Origin of the sequence: Myxococcus sp. XM-1-1-1, from assembly GCF_020037095.1 — a bacterium.
In the GTDB taxonomy this organism is placed as follows: domain Bacteria; phylum Myxococcota; class Myxococcia; order Myxococcales; family Myxococcaceae; genus Myxococcus; species Myxococcus fulvus.
In genome coordinates this window covers 281,325-304,302 of the sequence record NZ_JAIQDH010000008.1, presented here as the reverse complement: position 1 = coordinate 304,302, position 22,978 = coordinate 281,325, and the positions used below count along the sequence as shown (strand labels likewise).

The window sequence follows — 22,978 nt, the reverse complement described above, 5'->3', positions numbered from 1 at the left end:
GCGCGCTCAAACCTGCGTCTGGAGGACCTGCTTGACGCCGCCGGTCGCCTTCTCGACGACCTTGCCGGCGAGGTCGAGCTCCTGGCTCGCCCGATAGACCTGCGCCTGCAGTGACAGCAGCTCCGCCGACGAGAAGTCCCGGCCCGACTCCGCCAGCCCCAGGATGTGGTCCAGTCGCTTCTGCGCCTGCCCCACGCGCTCCACCACCTGCGCGGCCTGCTGCTCCCTCGCCGACTGGACCGAATCCACCCGCTCGCCCGCCTGCGCCCGCGCACACCCCGCGGAAGCCCGCGCCCCCGTGCCCTCGGCCCGGACCACGCCCGCGGAGGCCTCGCCCACCGGACGCGTCGCCCCCTCCACCGACACGGGAGGCCCTCCGCTCCGTCCAGGGTTCCGGGCCCCCTCCAACACCTGACCGAACCGCTCGCGCCCGGGCTCCACGGGCGACAGGCCCGGGCCCCCCACGGCGCCCACTTTGTCCACGCTCATGGCTGCCATGCCCTCTCAGCGGATGTTGTTGATGGCGGCCTTCGCCGAGTCGTGGCGGACCTTCATGATGTTGGAGACCGCGTTGTGCTCACGGCTCTCGCGCTGCATCTCGTTCTGCAGATGCAGATAGGCCGCATTGAACTTCTGGCCCTCCGCGCTGAGCTCCTTCTGCGCGTTCAACAGCTCCCACGCATCGGTGCTCCCCGACGACGTGCCTCCCGTTCCCAGCGAGGCGCTCGCCGTGGACGCCGACGCCGTGGAGGCCGACGCCGTGGACGCGAAGTCGGACGTCTTCATGGGCGCCACCTGCGCCACCGCCAGCTTCGTGCTGGAGACCGCCGCGCTCAGGATGGCGCCGGTCGGAATCATCCCGCCCACCACGCCCGCCCCCTTGTTCACGACGGTGTGCGCCGCGTGCGCCAGCACCGTCCCGAAGTCGTTGCGCGGCGTCTGCCGAGGCAGGGTGCGGGTGGTGCTCAACAGGTACGGGCTGCGCTGACTCGGTTCCAAGCAAGACCTCCGGCGATGGGTGCCGGAAGCCCCTGTTCAGGGGCCATGCCAGGAGAAATCCCGAGCAATCCCGCCTGCCTCGGCGCCCACCGGACTCCACCCGCCGGGAAGAGCGTCCGGACGATGGGATGGGCGGACGGGACGGAAACTTGCCTCGCACGCCAGGTGCCTCAGAGTTGTCGCACCCTGTCGCACGCGGAGGAGCAGATGCAGACTTCCAATGGTGGCCCCCACATCGCCGAGCGCTTCCACCCGCGCGTCGAGGCGGACATCGCCGTGAAGGTGCTCCTGCCGGGACGCGCCGTCATGGCCCGGGCCCGCGATGTGTCCATGGCGGGCCTGTTCCTGCTGGCCCACCCGGGCGACTCGCAGCGTCAGCTCACCCTGGCCCTGCCGCTGCCGGGGGACCGCGAAATCGTCACCACCTGCACCATCCGCCGCCGCGAGGCGAACGGCGTGGCGCTGGAGTTCGGCGAGCTGGACTGGGACGACCTCATCGCCCTGGCGCGCTTCCTCCACCCGCGCCTGCCCTGAAGCTCAGGCCGGCTCCGAGCGGGGCGGCGCCATGCGCAGCCGCTCCACCAGCGCCATCAGCTCCGCGCCTCGGAAGGGCTTGTGGATGTAGCCGTCCGCGCCCGCCAGCGTGGCGCTCTCCATGTCCGACTTCTTCGCCTTCGCGGTGAGCATGTAGAGCGGCACCGCCGCCGTGACGGGGTCGCTCTTCAGGATGCGACACGCGGAGATGCCGTCGAGCTGCGGCAGGACGACGTCCATCAGGATGAGGTGGAAGGTGCGGCTGCGCGCCAGCTTCAGCCCCTCCAGCCCGTTGGCCGCGCACACCACGTCCACCGTGCCGTCGCTCAACATCGAGCGCACCAGCTCCCGGATGACGGGTTCATCCTCCACGAGCAGGATGTGAAAGGGTGCCTGGGACATGCCAACCATGTTTCTCCGGCGCGACGCTGGACGACTCGAGGGCGATGACTCGCGGGCGCGCCACCCCCACTTCCGGTGCCACCTGCCGCGCGCGGTATAGCCCCGCCGACACCACGCGCACCAGGGTTGCCATTCATTTGTGTGGAGCACCACGCATCCGACATGTCTGCCTGGGATTCACGGGGAAATCCGCCCTTCGTCTCCGAGCCCCGGCCGGCCGACCGCTCCCCGGGCCAGCAGGCCCTCCGCGCCACCCGCGCCCCTCGGAATTCCACCCCACCAGGTCACCTCCTGCACGCCCCTCCCTCCAAGGCTTCGGTTCTCCGTTGTCCCGGAGCGCTATGATGGGCCTGAAATGGCGGCAAAACTAGAATGTCCTGAGTGCCGAGGCACGGTGGGGCGAGACGACTTCCAGTGTGAGCACTGTGGGTTGCTCCTGGACCCGGAGCAGGCCAGCGGGGAGTACGTCGTCACCGAGCCCACCATCGTCCGGGCCATGCTCTCTCCGCCCCAGCGCACCCGGACCATGGAGCTGCCCCGGCCGCCGCCGCAGAAGCCCGCGGCCCACCACCTGGCCACCGCGCGCTTCACCATCCCCATGGATGCGCAGACGGTGCCGCGCCTGCGTGCCGGGTTGGACATCGCGCTGCAGCCGCTGCATCCCTTCGAGGCGCATATCGCGTCGTTCGTCGATGGCGTCCTCGCGGTGCCGCAGCTCGCGCTCGCGGCGCGGCTGCCCGAAATCGAGGTGAAGGTCGTCCTCAAGGGCCTGCTGGAGCGCGGCGTCGTGGAGCTGCGGCGCGAGCCGGCCCCGCCGCCCAAGCGCAGCCTCACGGCCGAGATGCCCGTGCTCGACGGCTCCGAGTTCCTGGAGCCCGAGCCGCTCGGCGCGGACGAGGAGGCGGAGCCCTTCACCCTCCGGGACGTGCAGGTCCCCACCCTCTCGGGTGAGGCTCCCCTGCCGCCGATGGCCCTGGGTGACGAGGACGGCCTGACGCCCATGGCGCTCGGTGACGAGGAGCCCATCGAGGACCGTCCGACCCGACGCGACAGGCCCCTGGATACACCCTCGCATGACGCGCCCGCGAAGCCCTCGCGGGGCTTGCGTCCCGGAGCCGCGCCCCGTGGGGCCTCGAGCCCCGCTCCCGGGGAGCGCCCCCTGCCCGCGGGCCTGGCGCGACCGCCAGCCTCTCGGCCCGGCGCATTCATCGGAGCGACTCCCTCACGGCCAGGGCCCCTCGAAGGAGCGGCGCACGCGTCGCGGCCCGCCACCCCGGCGAGCCCTGTCATCCCCTCGGACGAAGCCCCCACGCTGCGAAGCTCGCATCCACAGTTGGGTGGCGCCTCGCGCGTGGTGCACCCCGCCGCTTCCGCACAGCCCGCCCGGACGCCCCCGCCGCTCGTCACGCCCAGCGGGGCGACCACCCTGCCCGCCGTGCCCTTCCCCGGAAAGGTGGCCCCCACGCCCGTCGAGCACGCCACGCGTCCCCAGCGTCCCTCGATGCCGCTGGATGCGCCGCTCCCCGGCGCGGCCCCGAATTCGCCCGAGGACCTCCTCCAGCGCGCCGTGCGCCTGGAGCGCGCCGGACACGTGGAGCGTGCCATCGAGGTCCTCACCAAGGCCATCGACCGCGCCCCCGACGCCGCCGCGCTCCACAGCAAGCTGGCCCTCATCCTCATCCACCAGCGCAAGGACTACGCGCAGGCGGCGCGGCTGCTGGAGCGCGCCGTGGAGCTGGAGCCGGGCAACACCGTCTTCCAGCAGAACCTGCTGAAGGTGACGGCGCTCTCCGCGGCCAACGCCGGCGAGCGCAAGGACCGCAAGCCCGGCCTCCTCGCGCGGCTCACCGGCAGACGCGGCTGAACACCGCGCCGCTCAGGGTCCTCCGCCGTCCAACAACCGCTCGGCCTCCTCCAACGAGAAGGCCAGATACGCGTCGTAGCCCATCTCCCGGCTGGTCCGCTCGAAGTGCAGCGCCGCTTCCACCGAGCGCCCCACCACCCGCACCACCCGACGGAAGCCTCGCGCCTTCGCGGCCTCCATGATGCGCCGCAGGTGCACCGTCCCCTCGTAGTCCAACGACGTCACGCCCTTCAGGTCCGACAACAGGTCGAACCGCGGACGCATCCGGTCGATGGCACTCACCGCGGCATCGCCGACGCGCTGGGCCTCTTCCTTGTCGACGTCTCCCCAGATGCGCACCACCAGCCGGTTCTTGCCGACGTGGACCTCGACCTCGAACACTGGGCACCGACCTCCAAGGAAAACCCGATATCCTCTGAGTCAGTCTACTCCTGCAGGAGCACCGGCATCCAGGCTCCTTCCAGGAAGCCCTGTCGTTCAGATTTCCGCGACGCCCTCGCGCTCGGCCCAGCCCTCCAGGCCGTTGGGCAGCCGGATGCGCACGAAGCGCCCCGTCTCCTCGAGCAGGCGCACCTTCAGGCCCGCATGCACCTCGAAGATGGAGCGCGCGCCGGGCTGCGGCAGCTCCCGGGCCACCAGGGTGGGAGCCAGCACCACCGCTTCATGCACCGTGTCATCCACGTGCGCGTGCGCGGCCAGCAGCACGCCCGAGGGAAGCGCCACGGCGAACAGCAGCGCCGCCAGGATGCCCACCACCGTGCGACGCCCCGGCGCGAGAAACCGCCACACCAGCACGAGCAGCAGCGCGCCCACCCACGTGCCCAGGAAGGTCCACGCCACCACGTTGCCGTCCGTGGCCGCCGTCACGCGCGGCAGGAACTCCTCCTCCGCCGTGGCGCCCACCACCTTGTCCACCTGTCGGGCGCGGGCCACGGCCAGGTTGGCCTCCAGGTCCGGCGCGCGGCCGCCCTGCTTGCGAGCCTGCTCCAGCGCGAGCACCGCCCGGCCCAGGTCCCCGCGCGCCAGGTGCGTGGTGCCCAGGTTGTAGAGGACGTCCGCCCCACCGTGGCCTCGGGACAGGAGCTTCTCGTAGCCCGCCTGCGCGGCGGCGTAGTCCTCGCGCGCGTAGGCCTCGTTGGCCTTGAGGAAGACGTCCTGCGCCTCTTCCGGCGAGTAGTAGCCGCTCACGCCCAGCCCTCCATGGCGGCGAGCGCCGCGTCCATCACCTTCTGCCGCGCCGCCGCGTCACCCCCGCCGCCGTAGCGGCCCAGGTCGCACGCCTCCAGCACGTACAGCACCTGCCCGCGTCGCTCGTCCGCCACGCCCGCCGCCTTCATGCGCTCGCCGATGACATCGCGGGTGAGGCCGATGACGGGCCCCCCCAGCCGCGCGCCCAGGAAGCCCTGCAGCGCCTTCTCCACCTCGGCGTAGAAGGCCCCGGCGTCCGCGCCCGACTGGAGCTTCTCCGCCTCCACCAGTCGCTTGCGCGCGGCCTTCGCCTGCTGACGGCTCTTGTCCGACTCGGTGCGCGTCGCCAGCCGGCCCCGCAGGCCGCCGACGAGCGCCACGCCCGCGAGCAGCCCCAGCGGCGCCAGCACCATCGGGATGAAGAAGCCGCGCTTCCACGGCGGCTCGGACGGCGCCACGAAGCGCGCCTGGTAGCGCACCGGCCTGAGGCCGCCCGCCGTCAGCACGTTCTTCTGCTCGTTGGCCGCGTCCGCCACGTGCGCGGAGGACGTGGGCGGCGGCGTGGGGCTGCCCGCCGCGGACTCCACCGTGAGGGTGATGGGCTCGGTGCGCGCGACCTCGTAGGAGCGGGCGCGCACGTCGAAGAAGGGGAACTCCAACGCGGGCAGCGTGAAGGTGCCCGTGCGCTGCGGCATCACCAGGTACTCCACCACGCGGCGGCCCTGCACCTTGTTGCGCTGCGGCGCCACCTTGTCCGTCGTCGTGGGGTCATAGATTTTCAGCGCGGAGGGGCCGGTGAGCTTCGGCGGGGTGACGTTCTTCACGTTGCCCGTGCCCTCCAGGATGACCTTCACCGTGACGGGCTGGCCCAGCTCCACGCGCGTCGTCGACACGTCCGTGGACAGCCGCCACGCACCCACGTTCGCGTTGGACATGCCCGGCGGCGCACCGGGCGGCAGCGGCGCCACCTTCACCTTGAGGCCGTTGGACACGCGGTGCACGCGGTGGCCCGCGAAGAGGAAGCCCGTGGTGATGTCCGCCTCCGCCGGCGAGATGGCCAGCGAGCCGGCCTTCACCGGGAAGAGCGCGCGGCGGCGCAGCAGATAGGCGCGGTACGGCACGCCATCCACCACCTTCTGCTCGCCCGACAGCTGCGTGGGGCTCTCCACCTCCTCCGTCCAGAAGCCCTCCAGCTTGGGCATGGTGACGGCGTCCACGCTGGTGAGGTCCACGCGCGAGTAGATGTAGAGCGACAGCGTCACCTGCTCGCCCACGTAGACCTGGTCCCGGTCCAGGCTCGCGCGCAGGAACAGGTCCGAGTCGCCCCGCGGGATGCTCGGCGTGTCCTCCTCCTCGTCGTTGGCGAACGGGTCCGGCAGGCGCGAGGGGAAGTTCGCGAACGGGTCCGGCAGCCGCTGCGGATTGCGGCCCGACTGCGCGGGCGCGGGCCCCAGCTTCCCCGGCATCACCACAATCTGCACGGAGTCCGTGCGGTGCGTCTTGCCCCCCGCCGTCATCTCCGCGGGCGGAATCGTCAGCTTCCCCGTCCGGTTCGCCCGGAGCACCATCACGTACTTGGTGACCTCCTGGATGTTGGCGGGGCCACCACCGGACCAGGACACCGAGCGCTGGGTGCTGCGCGAGCTGTTGAGCACCTCGAAGTCGTCCGACTGCGGCAGCCGCACCTTCGCGTCCGGGGGCGCATCCGCCGTCACCACCGTGAGGCGGAAGGTGTCCTCGCTGCCGACCTCCTGCCGGTCCACCGTCTGGTAGAACTCGAGGCCCGCCGACCACGCCGGCCCCGAGACCAGCAGGGCCAGCACGGCCAACACCACCCCGGCGCCGAAGCTACCAGTCCTTCTCATTGGGCTTCCTCTGCTTCTTCTTCTGCTGGAAACGCCAGAGCTGGAGATTCTTCTCGTTCTGCTTCATCGCATCCAGCAAGCGCTCCGCTTCCTGCTGGTCCAGGTCCGACGGGCTCACGCCCGCATCCGCGCCCGACGACTCCGAGTCGCTCTCCGACTCGCTGCCGCCATCCGCGCCGCCATCCCGCGGGTCGCCATCTCCGTCATCGCCGCCGCCATCCGCGCCGCCGTCGCTGCCGCCATCGCCCTTCTGCGGAGGCCCCTGGTCGCCGCCGTCGCCGCCATCCGCGCCGCCGTCACCCCCGCCGTCCGCGCCCCCATCGCCGCCGCCATCCGCGCCGCCGTCGCTGCCACCATCCTCCGTCCCACCGTCGGCGCCACCATCCGCGCCGCCGTCGGTGCCGCCGTCCACGGGCGCGCCGCCGTCCGCCTTGGTGCCGCCATCCTCGCCACCATCCGGGCGCCCGCCATCCGTCCCGGAGTCTCCCCCACCGTCCATTCCTCCATCCGCCGCGTTGTCCTGCGGCGGAGGAAGGTTGCGCAGCACCACCTCGTAGTTGTGCCGGGCCTGCACGTCCTGCGGGTCCAAGGTCAGCGCGCGTCGGTAGGACTTCAGCGCCTCCACCCTGTCCCCGGTCGTGGCCGCGAGGTTGCCCAGGTTGTACCAGGCCTTCTGTCGCAGGTCGGGCCGGTTGGACTCCGTCACCCCGCGGAACACCTCCTGCGCGTCCTTCACCCGGCCCAGCTTCGCCAGCGCGTCGCCCCGGTTGAAGTCCACGGTCGGGTCGTGCGGCCGCTCCTTCTTCGCCTCGTCGAAGGCCTTCAGCGCCTCCTCGTAGTTCCCCGCGAGGTACGCCTCACGCCCCTTCTGGACCATCGGGTGGTCGCGCTCCAGCGGCCCGGCGCCGAGCGCCGTCCACGGCAGCATGAGCAGCCACGCAAGCCCCAGCCACCGCGCGCTCATGGCGTCGACCTCCGGCGCGTGGATGGCAGGAGAATCATTCCCAACACGAGCAGCACCAGGCCCGGCACCGCGAAGGTCTGGAAGCGCTCGTCGTAGCGGACCGTCACGCGGCTCTCCAGCTCGCTCTTCTGCATCTGGTCGATGCGCTCCACCACCTGCCCCATGGCCACGCCGCGCGGCTGGAAGAAGAACGCGCCGCCCGTGGCCTCCGCGATGGCCGTCAGCCCCGCGCGGTCCAGGCGCGTGATCACCGTCTCGCCCGCGCCGTCCTTCTTGTAGTCCACGAACTCGCCGCGCCGGTCATACACGGGGATGGGCTCGCCGGACTCGGAGCCCACGCCCACCGTCAGCACCTGCACGCCCGCTTCCTTCAGCGCGTCGCTGGCCTCGCCCACCTCGCCCACCAGGTCCTCGCCGTCCGACAACAGCACCACCACGCGCTCCTTCGAGCCGCGGTCCGCGTTGTCCAACACCTGCTTCGCCAGCCGGAGCGCCGAGCCCACGTTGGTGCCGCCCTGGGGCATCACCTCCGGGTCCACCGCGCGCAGGAACAGCTTCACCGCCGAGTAGTCCGACGTGAGCGGCGACTGGATGAACGCATCGCCCGCGAAGACCACCAGGCCCACGCGGTCGCCCTTGAGTTCATCCAGCAGCGTCGTCAGCTCCAGCTTGGCGCGCTCCAGGCGGCTGGGCTGCACGTCGCGCGCGAGCATGGACTTGGACGCATCCAGCGCCACCACCACGTCGATGCCGCGCCGCTTGGTCAACTCGCTCTTCGTTCCACACTGCGGCTGCGCCAGCGCGAAGCCGAACAGCATGAGCCCCAGGCCGTACAGTCCGCCCTGCGTGGCCGGACGCCACACGGAGATGCCCGGCGTGAAGCGCTCGGCGTGCCGCTCATGCAGCACCGCGCGCACACGCGAGCGGCGCCGCAGGGACAGCATGAGCGCGAGCAAGCCCAACAGGGCCCCCAGCAGCACCAGGCCGAGGAACACCGGCTGGGCCAGTCCCGCCTGATAGCCGAGCACGGTGAAGCGCCAGGGTTCCACGGGCGTCACGGGAAGACCCTCAGGAAGGTGGAGCGCAGCAGCAGCTCCAGCGCGAGCAGGCCGAAGGCGGCCAGCAGGAACGGATGGAACTCCTCGCGGTAGGTGGCGGACGCGCCGCCCTCCATCAGCTTGGAGCGCTCCAGCGAATCGAGCACCTTCTGCAGGCCGCGCCGGAGGCCCTCAGGGTCCGTCGCGCGGTAGTACTCGCCGCCCGTGCGGTCCGCGATGTCCTGCATCAGCTCGGGGTTGATGGGAATCTCCGTCTCGCGCCACACGGTGTTGCCGAACAGGTCCGTGCCCTGCGGGAAGGGCACCTTGCCGCCCTTGCCCACGAGGATGGTGTAGATGGGCACGTGGAGCGCCTGCGCCATGTTCGCGGAGTCCATGGGCGACAGCTTCCCCGCGTTGTTGTCGCCGTCGGTAATCAGCACCACCACGCGGCTCTTCGCCTCCGAGTCGCGAAGGCGGTTGAGCGACGTGGCCAGCGCGTCACCAATCGCCGTGCCGTCCTCCAGCACGCGGGTGCGCAGCTGCTTGATGACCTCCTTCAGCACGCCGTAGTCCAGCGTGAGCGGCGCCTGCGTGTACGCCGCGCCCGCGAAGACCACCAGGCCGATGCGGTCATTCACGCGGTTGGCGAGGAACTCGGTGAGCACCTCCTTGGCCACGTGCAGACGGTTCTGCGGACGGAAGTCGCCGGCCTCCATCGACGTGGACAGGTCCAACGCCACCACGATGTCGATGCCCTCCACGGACAAGTCGCGCACGCGCGAGTCGCGCACCTGGGGCCGGGCGATGGCGAGCACCGCCGCCGTCACCGCCACCACGCGCAAGAGCGGCAACAATGGCAGCATGTACGTGCGCAGGCCCTTGCCGCTCCTGGCGAACACGTTCGCCGCGGAGAAGCGCAGGGGCGCGCGAGCGCGACGCTCCCGCCAGGCCTGCACCAGGAGGAGCGGGACGAGCAGCAGCCCCCAGAGCGCCTCGGGGTTATTGAACGCGGGGAGCGGCGGCATTGTCGGGAGCTTGAATCGGCTGGGGCGGAACGTAGGTCTTGTCGACGAGCTCGTAGCCGAACAGGAGCGCGTCACGGCAGCTCTCGGGCGAGGCGTCCGCCCGCGCGTACTTCACCATGTCCGACTCGGACACGAAGCGCATGAGCTTGTCCTCGGGGAGGTTCGGCGGGGCCAGGCGGCGCAGCGAGGACATCAGCTCGGAGCTGGTGCACTCCAACGCCTCGAAGCCGTAGCGCTCGCCCAGGTAGCCACGGACGATTTCGGACAGGCGGAAGTAGTAGTCCTTCACGCGGCCGCGCGCGGGCAGGTTCTCCGCCTTGAGCGTGTCCAGCGCCTTGCGCGTGCGCACGTCCAAGGGCTGCGGGGGCGGCACGTACACGTGCTTGGGGCGGTTCTTCCACCAGCGCAAGAGCGCCCACGCCAACAGGCCCGCGGCGAGCGCGCCGAGCACCGCCAGCACCAGGCGCCACGAGCGGATGGGCACCTCCTGCGGCGGCTGGATGTCGAACAGGTCCGCGCCCTGCCCCTCCGCCTCCGGAGGCAGCGTGGACGTCACTTCAATCTGCCGACCCGGCAGCGAGTACTGGCGCGGGCCCTCCGGCGTGGCCACGTCGAACGCGAGCGCGGGCACCTGCACCGTGCCCAGCGCGAAGGCCGACATGCGCACCGCGAACGTCGTGGTGGCCGATTCCGCGCCGTCCTGCCGCTGGCGCGTCTGGTCGAGGAACTCGAAGTCCCCCGTCTCCTTGGGCACCGCCAGCTCGTAGCGGTGGTCCTTCGGATGGGTGAGCACCACGTGGTACGTGAACGGGTCGCCGATGCGCACCTGCTGCGGGTCCACGCGCACCGACACGTCCAAGGGCTGCGTCTGTTCGTGCGTGGGAGCCCCCGGCGGGCTCGCCGCGGCGGGCGCGGTCCCCTGCGGCGCCTGGGCCCCGGCCGACGACGCGAGCGTCAGCGCGCCCACGCACAGCCCCATCGCGAAGCGCGCCATCCACCGGCTCATGCCGCCATCCTCCGGGCCCGCGCGCGGAAGAACTGCGCGAGCGCCTTGCCGTGGTCGTCTCCGGCGCGCAGCTCCACGTGGTCCAGCTCCAGCTTCTTGAAGAGCTTGCGGCGCTCGTCGCGAGCGGCCTGCATGGCGCGCGCGTAACGGCCCCGCACGCGCGGGTCGCTCGTGTCCACGACGAAGCGGTCCCCCGTCTCCGGGTCCTCCATCTCCACCAACCCCAGGCGCGGGAAGGCCTCCTCCAGCGGGTCCTCCACCACCACGGGGACCAGGTCGTGCTTGCGCCCCACCAGCCGCAGCGGCTTCTCGTAGTCGCGCGCCTGGAAGTCGGAGACGAGGAAGGTGACGGCCTTCCGCTTCGCCACCTGCGTCAGGTACGTCAGCCCCGCGGACAGGTTCGTGCCCTTGCCCGCGGGCTGGAACGTGAGGATGTCGCTCACCAGCCGCAGCACGTGCGTGCGGCCCTTGCGCGGCGGCACCACCTTCTCCACCCGGTCCGAGAAGAGGATGAGCCCCACCCGGTCGTTGTTGGCGATGGCGCTGAAGGCGATCTGCGCGGCGACCTCGGCCGCGATTTCGGCCTTGGTGCGCTCCTTCGAGCCGAACTCCTTGGAGGCGGACACGTCGACCAGGAGCATCACCGTGAGCTCACGCTCCTCGGTGAAGACCTTGACGTAGGCCTCGTTCATGCGCGCGGTGACGTTCCAATCGATGATGCGAATCTCGTCGCCGGGCTGGTACTGCCGCACCTCGGAGAAGGCCATGCCCCGGCCCTTGAAGACCGAGTGGTATTGGCCCGCGAGCATGTCGGAGACCACCTTGCGGGTGCGGATCTCCAGCTTGCGGATGCGGCGGATGAGGTCCTTGGGCAGCACGGGGCGCTCGGCGGGAGGTCAGGGCACTTCGACGCGGTCGAACACCCGCTGGATGATCTTCTCCGGCGTGAGGTCCTCGGCCTCGGCCTCGTACGTCATCGCCACGCGGTGGCGGAGCACGTCGAAGGCGATGGCCTTCACGTCCTCGGGCGTGACGAAGGCACGGTGGCGCAGGAACGCATGCGCGCGCGCGGCCTGGGCCAGGGAGATGGTGGCGCGCGGCGAGGCGCCGAACTGGATGTAGTCGGCCAGGTCCTTGAGGCCGTACTTGCCCGGCTCGCGCGTGGCGAAGACGACGTTGAGGATGTACTCCTTCACCTTCTCGTCCATGTAGATCTGGTGGACGAGCTCGCGGGCGCGCACCAGGTGCTCCACCGCGATGACCCGCTGGGCCCGGGGCGTGGAGCCTCCGGACATGCGGTCCATGATGATCTTCTCCTCATCCCGCGTCGGGTAACCCACCTTCACCTTGAGCATGAAGCGGTCCACCTGCGCCTCGGGCAGCGGGTAGGTGCCCTCCTGCTCGATGGGGTTCTGCGTGGCCAGCACGAGGAACGGCTGGGGCAGCCCGAAGGTCTGGTCGCCGATGGTGACCTGGCGCTCGGCCATGGCCTCCAGCAGCGCGGACTGCACCTTGGCGGGGGCGCGGTTGATTTCGTCCGCGAGGACGATGTTCGCGAAGATGGGGCCCTTGCGGACGGTGAAGTTCGCGGCCTGCTGGTTGTAGATCATCGTGCCCACGACGTCGGCGGGCAGCAGGTCCGGGGTGAACTGGATGCGCATGAACGTGGCGCTGAGCGCGTCCGCCACCGTGCGCACGGTGAGCGTCTTGGCGAGGCCGGGCACGCCCTCCAGGAGCACGTGGCCGTTGCACAACAGGCCGATGAGGATGCGCTCCAGCATGTAGCGCTGGCCGACGATGACCTTGCCGGTTTCCTGGTTGAGGACCTCGACGAAGCTGCTTTCCTGCTGCACGCGTTCGGTGAGCGCGCGGATGTCCGTGTTCATGACGCCTCGGATGAGACTGGCGGCGGGCAGCCTAGGGTTGACCGGGTATCGGGCTCAACACCGCAGAAGCCCGGGCATTCCGGTAAGTTGGGTCCCCTTGTCCCCGAGGACCGTGTCCATGGCCCCATTGTCCCCCACTTCTCGTCCCACCTCGCGAATTTCCAGGGGCTGTGGGGGGCGGCCATGAAGCGCTCGGCCTGGGCCCAGGCGCCCTCGGCGGGGCCCGTGGAGGCGGGGCTGCTGGCCCAGTTGGCCCCGGCGGTGACGTCCACGGTGCACTGGCTGCCCGGAGGGGGGGCGCTGAGGGTGCTGGAGGGGGGCCAGGGCCCCACGGTGGTGCTCCTGCACGGGCGCGGCGGGGCGGCCTCCCTGTGGTTCGCGTACCTGACGGCGATCTCGAGGGGGCACCGGGTGCTCGCGGTGGACCTGCCCGGCTTCGGGATGTCCTCGCCGACCGAGGGGCCCGTCCGCTCGGCGGAGGAGGGAGTGGGGTTCTTCACCGCGCCCGTGGAGGCGCTGCTCGAACAGCTCGCGCCCGGGCCCGTGTCCGTGGTGGGTCACTCGCTGGGGGGACTGGTGGGGGTGGAGCTGGCGCTGCGCTCGCGCGTGCCGGTGGAGCGGCTGGTGCTGGTGGACGCGATGGGGCTGGGGCCGGACATGGCGCGCAAGGCGCGGGCATTCTTCCGCGCGGGACCGGAGCGGCTGGCGCGCTCGCTGGGGCCTTGGGCCTGGGCGCGGATGATGCCGCCCGCGCCGACGCCGCTGGGGGAGCGGCTGGGCGCGCTCGACTACGAGCTGATGTCGGCGCCGGGTGGGCACGACGAGGCGGCGCGGGCCTTCGACAGCCTGGTGCCGCTGATGGGGCCGGTGTTCCACCGTCGGGAGCGGCTCGGTGAAGTCACGGCGCCGGTGCTCCTGGTCTGGGGTGAGCGCGAGGACGTGCTGCCCCTGTCGCTCGCCGAGGAGGCTTCCCGGCGCTTTCCGAACGCGAGGCTGGTGCGCGTGGACGCGGGCCACAGTCCCCATCAGGAGCGTCCCGAGCGCGTGCTCCCCGAGCTGAAGACGTTCCTCGCCGCGAGCGGAGCGCCGTAGCGCACCGCGCCCGCGTCGATGCCGCGGATGCCCGTGGACCTCCACGACGTGGTGGGGACGAGACGCGGAGGACGCCTACGAAGCGGGCGTCCTTCGGAGATGCGGACGCGCGCGAGTATCCTCGGAGCAACGTGTGCGGCTCACGGGTCGAAGCGGATGATGCGCTCGATGCGGTACGTGCCGGCGACATCCAGGGCCTTCACGAGCATCAGGTCGCCACGCTGTCCCAGGGACAGCGACTGACGCGCGGGCTGCGTGAGCCGGACCGTATCGCCCGGCTTCGCGCCCTTGCCGGACAGCGGCACCGCGAACAGACCCGCGCCATCCACGGTCTCGACGGCGCCGAGGACTCGCAAATCTCCCAGCTCTTCAATCTTCCCCACGTGCGCGAGCACCCGCTTCTTGCCCTTGGCGCGCACGGCCCGGTTGACGGCGATGCCCACGTCGCCGGTGAAGGACCTTCCATCCGCGCCGAACAGGCCGATGCCCCGGAGCAGCAGATGCACCATGCCGGAGCTCTCGTTCTGGGGGATGGACTCGTAGCGCGAGACATCCGCCGCCTCGGCCCGGCCGCTCGCGAGCGCATCGAGCGCCGTGGCCAGCGCGACGAAGTTGAGTCGCACCAGGGGCTCGTCCGGAGGCAGTGAGGTCCACGCCCCCGTCTCGATGAGCACCGAGGGGGTCCCCCATCGCGTCATGTTGTCGCCGAAGGCCCGCGACTCGAAGCTGTCGTCGTAGCGCCCCACCTGTCCGGGCGCGAGCGTCTCCACCGCGTCGCGAATCACCGCGCAGACCTTCTTCGCGAGCAGCCGCCCGGAGTTGTCGCTCCGCGCCTTGTCGAACGCGGCCGCGAGCACGGAGATGGACGCGGGCCGGCCCGTGTCCCCCACCCCATGTCGCCAGCCCTGGTTGTGCAGGTTGAAGCCGATGAACGGTTGGAGCTCGTCACGCAGCTTCTTGAGCGTCCGCGCCTCGGGCGTCTGGAGCGCGAGCGCATCGCGGTTGATGTCGATGCCCTGCGCGTTGCGGCGCTGGAAGCGCTCGGCGCCATCCGGGTTGAGCATGGGCACCGCGTGGAGCGTGAGCGTGGAGAGCAACCTCGCCACCCAGGGCTCGTCACGGTGGGTCCTCAGGTACTCGAGCAGGTCCAACAGCGCGGTGGTCGCCGTGGGCTCGTCCCCGTGCATCTGGGACCAGAGCAGGACGTGACGCGAGCCCGTGCCCAGCGCGACATGGTGGAGCGCGCGCCCCTCCACCGAGTGCCCCACGACCTCGAGCCGGAAGAAGTCGGGTGAGCGCGCCTTCAAGTCCTTCAGGTGTCGCTCCACATCGGCGTGACGGACGAGCGGCGCCACCGGGAGCGACGCGAGATGGACCTGGTCCCACCGCTCCGCGAGCGCGTGGGGTTCGGGGACGGTGACGACCGGAGAGGTGGACATGGGCGAGGCCACGGGCTGCGCGGTTCGAGCGAGGGCCGGTGCGGGCACCATCCCCCAACAACAGGCGACGACACGAAGGAGACGACTGCGTCCAACCTGGAACATGGCGCGCTCCTGGCCGCGGGGCCATCAGGACTTCTGGGCGGGACGCAGCAACGTCTCGAGGAAGCGCAGGTACTTCGGGTCCTCTTGCTCGAAGATCTCCTTGTCCGCGCCCATGAAGGCCCGTGCCAGCTCGTCACCGGCGCGCCGCAGGTCGCCCAGCTCGAACTCGCACTGCCCCAGCCGCAGGTGGATGAACGGGTTGCCCAGGCCATCGGGCGCGTGCACGGCGTCCTTGAGCGCGGCGCGGGCTCGCGAGAACTCCCCCATCTGGAAGAGCATGTCACCGATGGCCGTGCAGACCCACGTGGTCGCCTCGTACTCCATCCACGGCTCGGGGATGAGCTGGAACGCGGCCTTGAAGGACCGCAGCGCCGCGGCGGGGTCGCCCTTCTCGGCGAGTTCATCCCCCTCGGCGCAGAGCGCCTGGATGCGCTCGTGGACCTCGTCCGGAATCTCGGGCATGTGCACCTCACCACGGGCGGAAGACCGCCGTGCACGGCTGCGTATACCACCCTTCCCGGTGTGCAGCGCGCTGCACAACCCGTGGGCAGGCGGCCATCCCACCGCGTGTCCCCGCGCCTCGTGCCGAGGAGAGCCCCGGTCGGGTACGACTCTTGGATAGACTCCGAGCGTGCCGAAAGACCTGCTCGAACTCGATGCGACACCCGAGCGACTGCGCGCGCTCGCCGAGGCCCGCGTCATTCCTCCCGACGCCCTGGAGCGCGCGCTCGCGCTCTCCACGGCTACACCGACGTCCGACGCGTGGCGGCGCTTCGTCTCCACCGTGCTGCTCGGCCTGGGCGCGCTGCTGGTGCTCTCCGGCGTCATCTACTTCTTCGCCTACAACTGGGCGCAGATGCACCGCTTCGCCAAGCTGGGGCTCATCGGCGTCGGCATCCTCGGCACCGCGCTGCTCGCGCGCAGGCTCGGTGACACGCTCGCGGGACAGTGCAGCCTCTTCGCCTCGTCGGTCCTCGTCGGCGCGATGCTGGCCGTCTACGGGCAGGCGTATCAGACGGGCGCGGACGCGTTCGAGCTGTTCGTCGGCTGGGCCGCGCTCATCCTGCCCTGGGTGCTCGCGGCGCGCTTCCCGCCCCTGTGGCTGCTCTTCCTCGTGCTCGTGAACACCGGCATCGCGCTGTTCCAGGACCAGGTTTTCGGAGGGGGTGACGCAGCGAAGGGCTGGCTCGCCGTGGTGCTCGGGCTGCTCAATGGCCTGGCGTGGGCCACCCACGAGCACTTCGCCAACCAGGGTGTCTCCTGGCTGCGAGGCCGCTGGCTGCCCCGCGTCCTCGCGACGATGGCCGTGCTGCCCCTGCTCGCCGTCGGCACGTCGTTCATCATCATCCCCAGTGAGGTCCGCCTCAGCGGGCTCGCCGCCCTGGTGCTGCTGCTCGGGACCTTCGCCGCGGAGTACGCGCTCCACCGGCACCTGCGCGGCGAGCTGTTCCTGCTCACCCTGGGCGCGCTCTCGGCGATGACGCTCGTGACGACGGGCCTGGGCCGCGTGGTGTTCGAGGGCACGAAGGACGAGCTGGGGCTCTTCATCCTCCCCATCCTCATCATCATCCAGGTCGCCGTCGCCGTCAGCTGGCTGCGCGCCGAGGCCCGCGCCACGGGCGCCTCCGAGGAGTCCTGACATGTCCCTGCGCCCATCCATCCAACAGGTCCTCGAGGGTCTGAGACGAGAAGGCCAGGTCGACGAGCTCGCCGGGTCCCGCGCCCGCTCCACGCTCGAGGTGCACCAGCGCACCAGCACCGCCTCCCCCTGGTTCGTGAAGGCCTTCGCCGCCTTCGGCGCCTGGCTGGCCGCGCTCTTCCTGCTGAGCTTCTTCGCCTGCGTGGGACTCTGGGATGAAGAGGAGGTGTTCGCCGTCGTAGGCATCGTCCTCGTCATCGCCGCCGTCGCGCTCCGGCGCACCATCCATGGCGTCTTCCTGGAGCAGCTCACGCTCGCGCTGACGCTCGCCGGCGTGGGCATGGCAGGGGCCGGGGTCGCTCAATTGGGCTCGGACAATGCCGGTGTCGGAGCCGGCCTCGTCCTCTGCCTGGTCTTGCTCTTCGTCTACCCGGACGCCACCCTGCGCTTCCTCGCCACGCTCGGCGCGGGCGCGGCGAGCCTCTATCTCCTGCTGGAGCTGGTGTCCGGGCAGGTCATGGACCTGGGACTGCTCGCGTGCACGGGACTCCTCCACTGGCTCTTCCTGCAACAGGCGAGGCTGCGGGCCGGTAAGTATGGAGACCTCGTCGGCCCCGTCAGCTTCGCGCTCGCCTGCGGCCTGCCCGCCGCGATGCTCACGCGCCTCGCGTCGTTCCTCGTCGAGACACACGAGTGGTCCCTGACGCTGCCGATGCCCCTGCTCACGCTGGGCCTCACCGCCATCACCCTCTACACCGTGTGGCACATCATGCGGGAGCACGACCTGGCCCCCTCCGGAGCCCCTGGCGCGGCCGTCTTCGCCGCGCTCACGCTCGTCGCCGTCCTCACGGTCCACACGCCCACGGTCATCTGCGCGGTGGGGCTCCTGGCGCTCGGCTTCCATCGGCGCAGCAACCTGATGGTGGGAATCGCCACCGCGTTCCTGCTCGCCTCGGGCGCCTGGTACTACTACGACCTGAGCGTCACCCTGCTCGCCAAGGCGCTCGCGCTCATGGGCAGCGGGCTCGTCCTGCTCGGGCTCCGGCTCTTCCTCTCGCGCCGCTTCCCCCAGGCGCCGTCCCCCGTGGAGGCACGCTGATGCGCTCGCCCCTGTTCTTCGTCGGACTGCTGCTCGCGCTCGCCGTGCCGCTGGGCCTCACGGTCCAGAAGGAGCGCGTGCTCTCCACCGGCAAGGGCATCCTGTTGGAGCTCGCGCCTCGGGACCCTCGCTCGCTGATGCAGGGCGATTACATGGTGCTCGACTACGCGCTCACGCGGGAGCTCAACAACAAGTACGAGAAGTTTCCCCAGGACGGGGTGCTCGTGCTGAAGCTCGACGGCGACGGCGTGGGGACCTTCGCGCGCATGGACTCGGCCGTCGTCCCCCTGGCTCCCGATGAGCACAGGCTGAGATACCGCATCAGGGACGGCCGCTTCCGACTGGGTGCGGAGTCCTTCTTCTTCCAGGAGGGACACGCCAGGCGCTACGAGCGAGCGCGCTACGCGGAGCTGAAGACCGCCGACAATGGCAACAGCGTCCTCGCGGGCCTGCGTGACAAGGAGCGCCAGCCCCTGGACGCCAACTCCGCTGACGACGTCGACGCGACGACCCTCACCGACACTCCCGACGAGGGCGAGGCGAACCCCAACATCGATGCGCCCACGGACGTCGATGCGCCCACCACCATCGATGCCCCCACCACGGTCGATGCGCCTGCTCCCGTCGAAGCGCCCACCATCGACAGCCCCAGCGCGGCCGACGCTTCTACCGACGTCGACACTCCCAACGAAAAGGAGCCCACCGTCATCGAGTAACCCTTGCGAGGATGCCTTCCGACGACGCGGCGCCTACTGTCATCGAGCAGCCTCGCAGGGCGACTCCTGACGACGAGGTTCCTGCGCGTCATCCAGCACCCTCTCAGCGGTGACTCCCGATAGCGCGTATCCCACTGACATCCAGCCCCCCTCGCCCGGGGTGACACGGACGACGCAGCCCACCGGCCTCAGGCTCCTCTCGCATCGAGGCGCTTGAATCCGCCGACGCGACTCCCTCCTCCAGCGACCCTCCCGGGGTTGGCGCCCGCTGCCCATCATCCAGCCCCCTCTCCCCTCGGGATTGACTCCCGGGCGGGTTTCGCGCATCATCTTATTGATTTCGATAATCAAAATCAAAATCATCAAGAAGGAGACACGCGATGCTCGGTCAGGGATGCGGCAAGAGGGTGCTCGCGCGGGGGCCATGCGCCGAGGTGACGCGTTGCACCTGCGGTCACATCCACCTGGCGATGGGGCCGGTGACGATTCGTGTCGAAGAGGAAGTGCTGCGCGCCATCGGCATGACGCTGGCGGAGGCGGTGCACAACCTGGACGAGCCCGAGCGCCCGCACGCCGACGAGGCGGAGAGCGCGCCGTCGATGCAGGCCCCGACGTTCGGCGGGTGGAAGCAGTGAGCGCCACCGGGACCTTGCGTCTGCCGCGCAACGAGCAGTCCGCGCGCGTGCGTCGACTGAGCGAGAGCGAGGCAGAGGCCCTCCAGCCCGTGGCCCCCACCTCCGCGCCACTGTCCGTGCTGCTCACGGAAGGCACTGCCCGAGCGCACGAGCAGGCCGAGCGCTCCGTGTTCCTCCAGTCGCTCTTCGGCGGTTCGTGGGAAGGCATCTACGGCCAGTACGTCCGCGCCCAGCACTACGTCAGCTACCTGCGCCAGCTCCACATGCTCTACGCCACGTACGAGAGCGTGCTGCCCCGCGCCGCGCGCACGTCACTGACGCCCGTGCTGCTGATGCCGGAGCTGCGGCGCGCGGACGCGCTGGAGGCGGACCTGGCGTACTTCTGCGGCGAGACGCGCACGGAGACCTTCGCGTGCGTGGAGACGCGGCTGCACGCCGAGCGCCTGCGCGAGGTCGCCGAGGACGCGCCGCACCTGCTCGTGGCGCACGTCTATGCGCGGTGCGTGCTGGACCTGTTCACCGCGCCGGAGCGCTCGCGCCTCGTCGCGAGCGCCTTCGAGCTCGAGGACTCCCGCGGCACGCTGTTCCACGGCTCCGCCACGCCCGACGAGCTGACGGCGCTGCGCGTGCGGCTGCACTCGCGCATCGACGGCCTGGAGCTGGAGGAGGACGAGGCGCGCGAAATCATCCAGGAGGCGCGCATGGCCTTCCGACTCCAGGCGCTCGTGTGCGACGAGCTGGCCCGGGGAGCGACGGGAATCTCCCCGCCGTCGGGCGGCTACCGGGGCGGGTTCAGCGCCTCCCAGTAGTTGGGCAGCCCGCGCAGGTGGTTGCCGCCGTCCACGTCCAGGCTCTCGCCCGTCACCCAGCCGGAGTCCTCGGAGCACAGGAACTGCACCACCCGCGCCACCTCGTCCGCCAGCGCGTGCGCGCGGCCCAGGGGCGTTCGCGCCAATAGCTCGCGGTGCATCGTCGGCCCCTCGATGAAGGCCGCGGCCTGGGGCGTGTGGGTGGCGCCCGGCGCGACGACATTCACGCGGATGTTGTGACGCCCCAGTTCCAGCGCCGCCGCGCGTGAGAGCTGGGCGAGCGCCGCCTTGGACGCGCTGTAGTGCCCCAGCCCCTCCGACACCACCGTCTGACACAGCGACGAGACATTCACGACCGCGCCCGGTTGATTCCGGGCGATGAGCGCGCGGGCGAAGGTCTTCAAGCAGAGGAAGGGGCCCTTCAGGTTCACCGCGAACAGCCGGTCCAGCTCGTCCTCGGGCAGGTCCATCAGCAGCGACAGCGACACCGTGCCCGCGTTGTTCACCAGGATGCCGGGCAGCCCCAGCTCGCGCGTGGCGCGCTCGTGGGCGCGCTCGACGTCATCCACGCGACACACGTCTCCGGCGAAAGGGACGGCGCGCGCGCGACCCTCCGCCTCGCGGTTGAGACGCTCGGCCGCCTCCACCACCTTCGTCTCCGTGCGTCCGAAAACGAGCACGTGGGTGCCCTCGCGCATGAGCCGCGAGGCGACGGCCAGACCGATTCCCTGCGCACCACCCGTGACGATGGCGCATTGAGAGAGGAGCTTCACCGTTCTCACCCCCGAGTGTCGTGTCTCTCGGAAGCTAGCAATGGCTCCTCTGCGCGAGCATTGTACCGCGGGCCACTTGGCGTCGACTCAGGCCGCCTCGTCCTCGGAGAGCAGGTCCGCGAACGGCGAGGCGTCCTCACCCAGCGCCTTGTAGAGCGCCTCCACCTTCTCCAGCTCGCGCTTGAGCGCCTTGTGGTGGTTGCGGTTCTTCACCAGGCTCTCGCGGCCCAACAGCTTGAAGCCGTCATCGCGCCCCACCTGCCGGATGGCCATGCCCAGCACCAGTCCCCGGAACGCGTCCGCCAGGTCCAGGTCCAGGGGCGCGTTGCGACGGCGCGCCTCCGCGACGAAGGCCTGCGCCGCCGCCTTCAGCGCGTCCGGCAGCGGCTTGCCGCCCGGCGCCTGCTCGTAGTCGAGCGCGCGCGCCACGTGCTTCTCGTGGAGCACCAGCTCGCCACCGGACACGGCGTGCTCCACCATGGCCAGCGTGTACGCACGGCGCACGATGTTGTCGAGCTGCCGCAGGTTGCCCGGCCACGCGCTGCCGACCAGCAGCCGCTCCGCGTCCGGCGTCACGCGCGCGCTGCCCTCGGGGGAGCGCTCGCGGTGGCGACGCTTCACCATGTACTGCGCCCAGAGCGGGATTTCGTCCTGGCGCTCCTGCAGCGCGGGCATGCGCACGGGCAGCACGTTGACGCGGTAGTAGAGGTCCTCGCGGAAGCGGCCCGCGCGCACCTCGGCGTGCAGGTCCGCGTTGGTGCCGATGATGAAGCGCACGTCCGCCTGACGCTCACCGGTGCCCTCGCCCAGCGGGCGGTAGCTGCGCGACTCCAAGAGGTGCAGCAGGCCCGCCTGCGCCTTGAGCGACAGCTTGTCGATTTCGTCGATGAACAGCGTGCCGCCGTCCGCGCGCGCCACGCTGCCGGGCGCGTCGCGCACCGCGCCCGTGAAGGCGCCCTTCTTCCAACCGAAGAGCTCCGCCATCTGGAGGTCCTCGGGCACCGTCACCAGGTCCAACGTCTCGAAGGGCTTGCCCCGACGGTTGGAGCGCTCGTGGCACCAGCGCGCCAGACGGGACTTGCCCGCGCCCGTCGCGCCGCTGATGAGGATGGTCTCGTCCTGCAGCGCGAACACCCGCAGGATGGGCAACAGCTCCGCCATGGAGCGCCCCACCACCGGCAGGTACTCGTCCACCTCCGGGGTCGCCACCGGACGCTGCGGCAGGCCGGCCAGGTACGGCGCCGCCACGTCCGCCAGCAGCTGGAGCCGCTCGCCCGACTCGCGCCAGACGAACTCCTGCCCCATGGCGGCCAGGCAGTCCGCCTCCAGGGAGATCATCCCCTCGATGCTGCCGCCCGGCGTGCGCAGGGGCAGCACGCACACGTGCGTGGCGTGGCGGCCCAGGAAGCGCTGACGGCTCTCGTTGCTGTGGAACCCCGCGAGCCCCGGGTCACCCGTCACCGGGGCGTCCGGCGCGTGCGGCTGCACCGTGCCCACGTTGACGTCGATGGACACCGCGCAGCGATGCTCCACCACCGCCCGCCACGCCGTCGCCGACGTGAAGAAGGGCGTCCCCACACTCGCATCCGTAATCTCAGTAGCGCCCACATCCAGCGCGGCCAGGCGCCGGTAGGCTTCCCCCGGGCGCAGGTGGACGATTCCGCGAAGCACGCGGGCTCGGGCTGCGTACCGACTGGACGCAACGGCGTCCTGCGCCACGGCCAACATGTGCTTGAGGGTGGTGGTCGCAGCGGTCTCGAAATCCTTCGCCCCCCGCAGCGCGCTCATGAGCTGCGGCATCTCCTCGTGCATCCACTCGCCTCCGTCCGGTGCCATCCGAGAGTACCCGCCAAGGGCCGCATCGGAGGGGAGGCAGTGTAGCGGAGATGAAGAACGCG

Annotated in this window: 24 protein-coding genes; 8 read left to right on the top strand and 16 right to left on the bottom strand. The window is 70.8% G+C overall.

Annotated elements, in window-relative coordinates; all coding sequences use genetic code 11:
• Positions 1 to 6 precede the first annotated feature (6 nt).
• On the bottom strand, positions 7 to 489 hold the full coding sequence (locus K8640_RS18570) for an ATP-dependent helicase HrpB (protein ID WP_223748234.1): 483 nt from the start codon (positions 487 to 489) through the stop codon (positions 7 to 9).
• A 15-nt stretch (positions 490 to 504) separates the two neighbouring features.
• Positions 505 to 999 (bottom strand): hypothetical protein, encoded by a 495-nt coding sequence (locus tag K8640_RS18565; RefSeq protein WP_223748233.1) that lies wholly within the window; start codon positions 997 to 999, stop codon positions 505 to 507.
• A gap of 207 nt (positions 1,000 to 1,206) precedes the next feature.
• Here K8640_RS18565 and K8640_RS18560 point away from each other — a divergent pair, with 207 nt between their 5' ends.
• A complete protein-coding gene (locus tag K8640_RS18560; protein ID WP_223748232.1) occupies positions 1,207 to 1,533 on the top strand; it encodes a PilZ domain-containing protein in 327 nt (108 codons plus the stop codon).
• Between the two features lie 3 nt (positions 1,534 to 1,536).
• Here the strand turns inward: K8640_RS18560 and K8640_RS18555 are convergent, their stop codons facing one another.
• Positions 1,537 to 1,944 carry a response regulator gene (locus K8640_RS18555; protein WP_223748231.1) on the bottom strand — a complete coding sequence of 136 codons (408 nt, stop codon included), beginning with the start codon at positions 1,942 to 1,944 and terminating at the stop codon, positions 1,537 to 1,539.
• A 385-nt stretch (positions 1,945 to 2,329) separates the two neighbouring features.
• On the opposite strand from K8640_RS18555, the gene K8640_RS18550 reads away from it, so the two are divergent.
• On the top strand, positions 2,330 to 3,799 hold the full coding sequence (locus K8640_RS18550; protein WP_223748230.1) for a tetratricopeptide repeat protein: 1,470 nt from the start codon (positions 2,330 to 2,332) through the stop codon (positions 3,797 to 3,799).
• Positions 3,800 to 3,811: 12 nt separating this feature from the next.
• Here the strand turns inward: K8640_RS18550 and K8640_RS18545 are convergent, their stop codons facing one another.
• The 9 genes from K8640_RS18545 to K8640_RS18505 all read right to left on the bottom strand — a co-directional run bounded on the left by K8640_RS18545 (position 3,812) and on the right by K8640_RS18505 (position 12,773).
• A complete protein-coding gene (locus tag K8640_RS18545; protein ID WP_046715551.1) occupies positions 3,812 to 4,180 on the bottom strand; it encodes a hypothetical protein in 369 nt (122 codons plus the stop codon).
• Positions 4,181 to 4,276: 96 nt separating this feature from the next.
• On the bottom strand, positions 4,277 to 4,987 hold the full coding sequence (locus K8640_RS18540; RefSeq protein WP_223748229.1) for an SH3 domain-containing protein: 711 nt from the start codon (positions 4,985 to 4,987) through the stop codon (positions 4,277 to 4,279).
• Positions 4,984 to 6,852 carry a BatD family protein gene (locus K8640_RS18535; RefSeq protein WP_223748228.1) on the bottom strand — a complete coding sequence of 623 codons (1,869 nt, stop codon included), beginning with the start codon at positions 6,850 to 6,852 and terminating at the stop codon, positions 4,984 to 4,986. The genes K8640_RS18540 and K8640_RS18535 overlap by 4 nt, the downstream gene beginning before the upstream one ends.
• Positions 6,836 to 7,816, bottom strand: a complete 981-nt coding sequence (locus tag K8640_RS18530) for a tetratricopeptide repeat protein (protein WP_223748227.1) — start codon at positions 7,814 to 7,816, stop codon at positions 6,836 to 6,838. The genes K8640_RS18535 and K8640_RS18530 overlap by 17 nt, the downstream gene beginning before the upstream one ends.
• Positions 7,813 to 8,874, bottom strand: a complete 1,062-nt coding sequence (locus K8640_RS18525; protein ID WP_223748226.1) for a VWA domain-containing protein — start codon at positions 8,872 to 8,874, stop codon at positions 7,813 to 7,815. The genes K8640_RS18530 and K8640_RS18525 overlap by 4 nt, the downstream gene beginning before the upstream one ends.
• Positions 8,871 to 9,881, bottom strand: a complete 1,011-nt coding sequence (locus tag K8640_RS18520; protein WP_223748225.1) for a VWA domain-containing protein — start codon at positions 9,879 to 9,881, stop codon at positions 8,871 to 8,873. Before K8640_RS18520 ends, K8640_RS18525 begins: the two co-directional genes overlap by 4 nt.
• Positions 9,856 to 10,887, bottom strand: coding sequence for a BatD family protein (locus K8640_RS18515; protein ID WP_223748224.1), 1,032 nt, complete (start codon positions 10,885 to 10,887; stop codon positions 9,856 to 9,858). The genes K8640_RS18520 and K8640_RS18515 overlap by 26 nt, the downstream gene beginning before the upstream one ends.
• A complete protein-coding gene (locus tag K8640_RS18510; protein WP_141330729.1) occupies positions 10,884 to 11,765 on the bottom strand; it encodes a DUF58 domain-containing protein in 882 nt (293 codons plus the stop codon). Before K8640_RS18510 ends, K8640_RS18515 begins: the two co-directional genes overlap by 4 nt.
• A gap of 18 nt (positions 11,766 to 11,783) precedes the next feature.
• Entirely contained in the window at positions 11,784 to 12,773 is a 990-nt protein-coding gene (locus K8640_RS18505; RefSeq protein WP_223748223.1) for a MoxR family ATPase, read from the bottom strand.
• Between the two features lie 183 nt (positions 12,774 to 12,956).
• Here K8640_RS18505 and K8640_RS18500 point away from each other — a divergent pair, with 183 nt between their 5' ends.
• A complete protein-coding gene (locus K8640_RS18500) occupies positions 12,957 to 13,865 on the top strand; it encodes an alpha/beta fold hydrolase (protein ID WP_223748222.1) in 909 nt (302 codons plus the stop codon).
• Positions 13,866 to 14,005: 140 nt separating this feature from the next.
• Here K8640_RS18500 and K8640_RS18495 read toward each other — a convergent pair whose 3' ends face one another.
• Positions 14,006 to 15,304 (bottom strand): M14 metallopeptidase family protein, encoded by a 1,299-nt coding sequence (locus tag K8640_RS18495; protein WP_223748221.1) that lies wholly within the window; start codon positions 15,302 to 15,304, stop codon positions 14,006 to 14,008.
• Between the two features lie 129 nt (positions 15,305 to 15,433).
• Complete coding sequence (locus K8640_RS18490; RefSeq protein WP_223748220.1) at positions 15,434 to 15,871, bottom strand: tol-pal system YbgF family protein; 438 nt, start codon at positions 15,869 to 15,871, stop codon at positions 15,434 to 15,436.
• 169 nt (positions 15,872 to 16,040) lie between these two features.
• Here K8640_RS18490 and K8640_RS18485 point away from each other — a divergent pair, with 169 nt between their 5' ends.
• From K8640_RS18485 to K8640_RS18465, 5 genes are all read left to right on the top strand, one after another.
• Positions 16,041 to 17,048: a DUF2157 domain-containing protein gene (locus K8640_RS18485; RefSeq protein ID WP_223748219.1), complete on the top strand. Its 1,008-nt coding sequence runs from the start codon at positions 16,041 to 16,043 to the stop codon at positions 17,046 to 17,048.
• A gap of 1 nt (position 17,049) precedes the next feature.
• Complete coding sequence (locus tag K8640_RS18480; protein ID WP_223748218.1) at positions 17,050 to 18,147, top strand: DUF4401 domain-containing protein; 1,098 nt, start codon at positions 17,050 to 17,052, stop codon at positions 18,145 to 18,147.
• The gene (locus K8640_RS18475) at positions 18,147 to 18,863 is read left to right on the top strand and encodes a GDYXXLXY domain-containing protein (protein WP_223748217.1); all 717 of its coding nucleotides are present in this window, start codon (positions 18,147 to 18,149) and stop codon (positions 18,861 to 18,863) included. The genes K8640_RS18480 and K8640_RS18475 overlap by 1 nt, the downstream gene beginning before the upstream one ends.
• 380 nt (positions 18,864 to 19,243) lie before the next feature.
• The gene (locus K8640_RS18470) at positions 19,244 to 19,498 is read left to right on the top strand and encodes a hypothetical protein (RefSeq protein ID WP_223748216.1); all 255 of its coding nucleotides are present in this window, start codon (positions 19,244 to 19,246) and stop codon (positions 19,496 to 19,498) included.
• A complete protein-coding gene (locus K8640_RS18465) occupies positions 19,495 to 20,307 on the top strand; it encodes a biliverdin-producing heme oxygenase (protein ID WP_223748215.1) in 813 nt (270 codons plus the stop codon). The genes K8640_RS18470 and K8640_RS18465 overlap by 4 nt, the downstream gene beginning before the upstream one ends.
• Here the strand turns inward: K8640_RS18465 and K8640_RS18460 are convergent.
• Both K8640_RS18460 and K8640_RS18455 read right to left on the bottom strand, forming a co-directional pair.
• Positions 20,277 to 21,080, bottom strand: a complete 804-nt coding sequence (locus tag K8640_RS18460) for an SDR family NAD(P)-dependent oxidoreductase (RefSeq protein WP_141329268.1) — start codon at positions 21,078 to 21,080, stop codon at positions 20,277 to 20,279. The two genes, K8640_RS18465 and K8640_RS18460, sit on opposite strands and share 31 nt — an antisense overlap.
• 87 nt (positions 21,081 to 21,167) lie before the next feature.
• A complete protein-coding gene (locus tag K8640_RS18455) occupies positions 21,168 to 22,916 on the bottom strand; it encodes a sigma-54 dependent transcriptional regulator (RefSeq protein WP_305070665.1) in 1,749 nt (582 codons plus the stop codon).
• Positions 22,917 to 22,978: the final 62 nt, after the last annotated feature.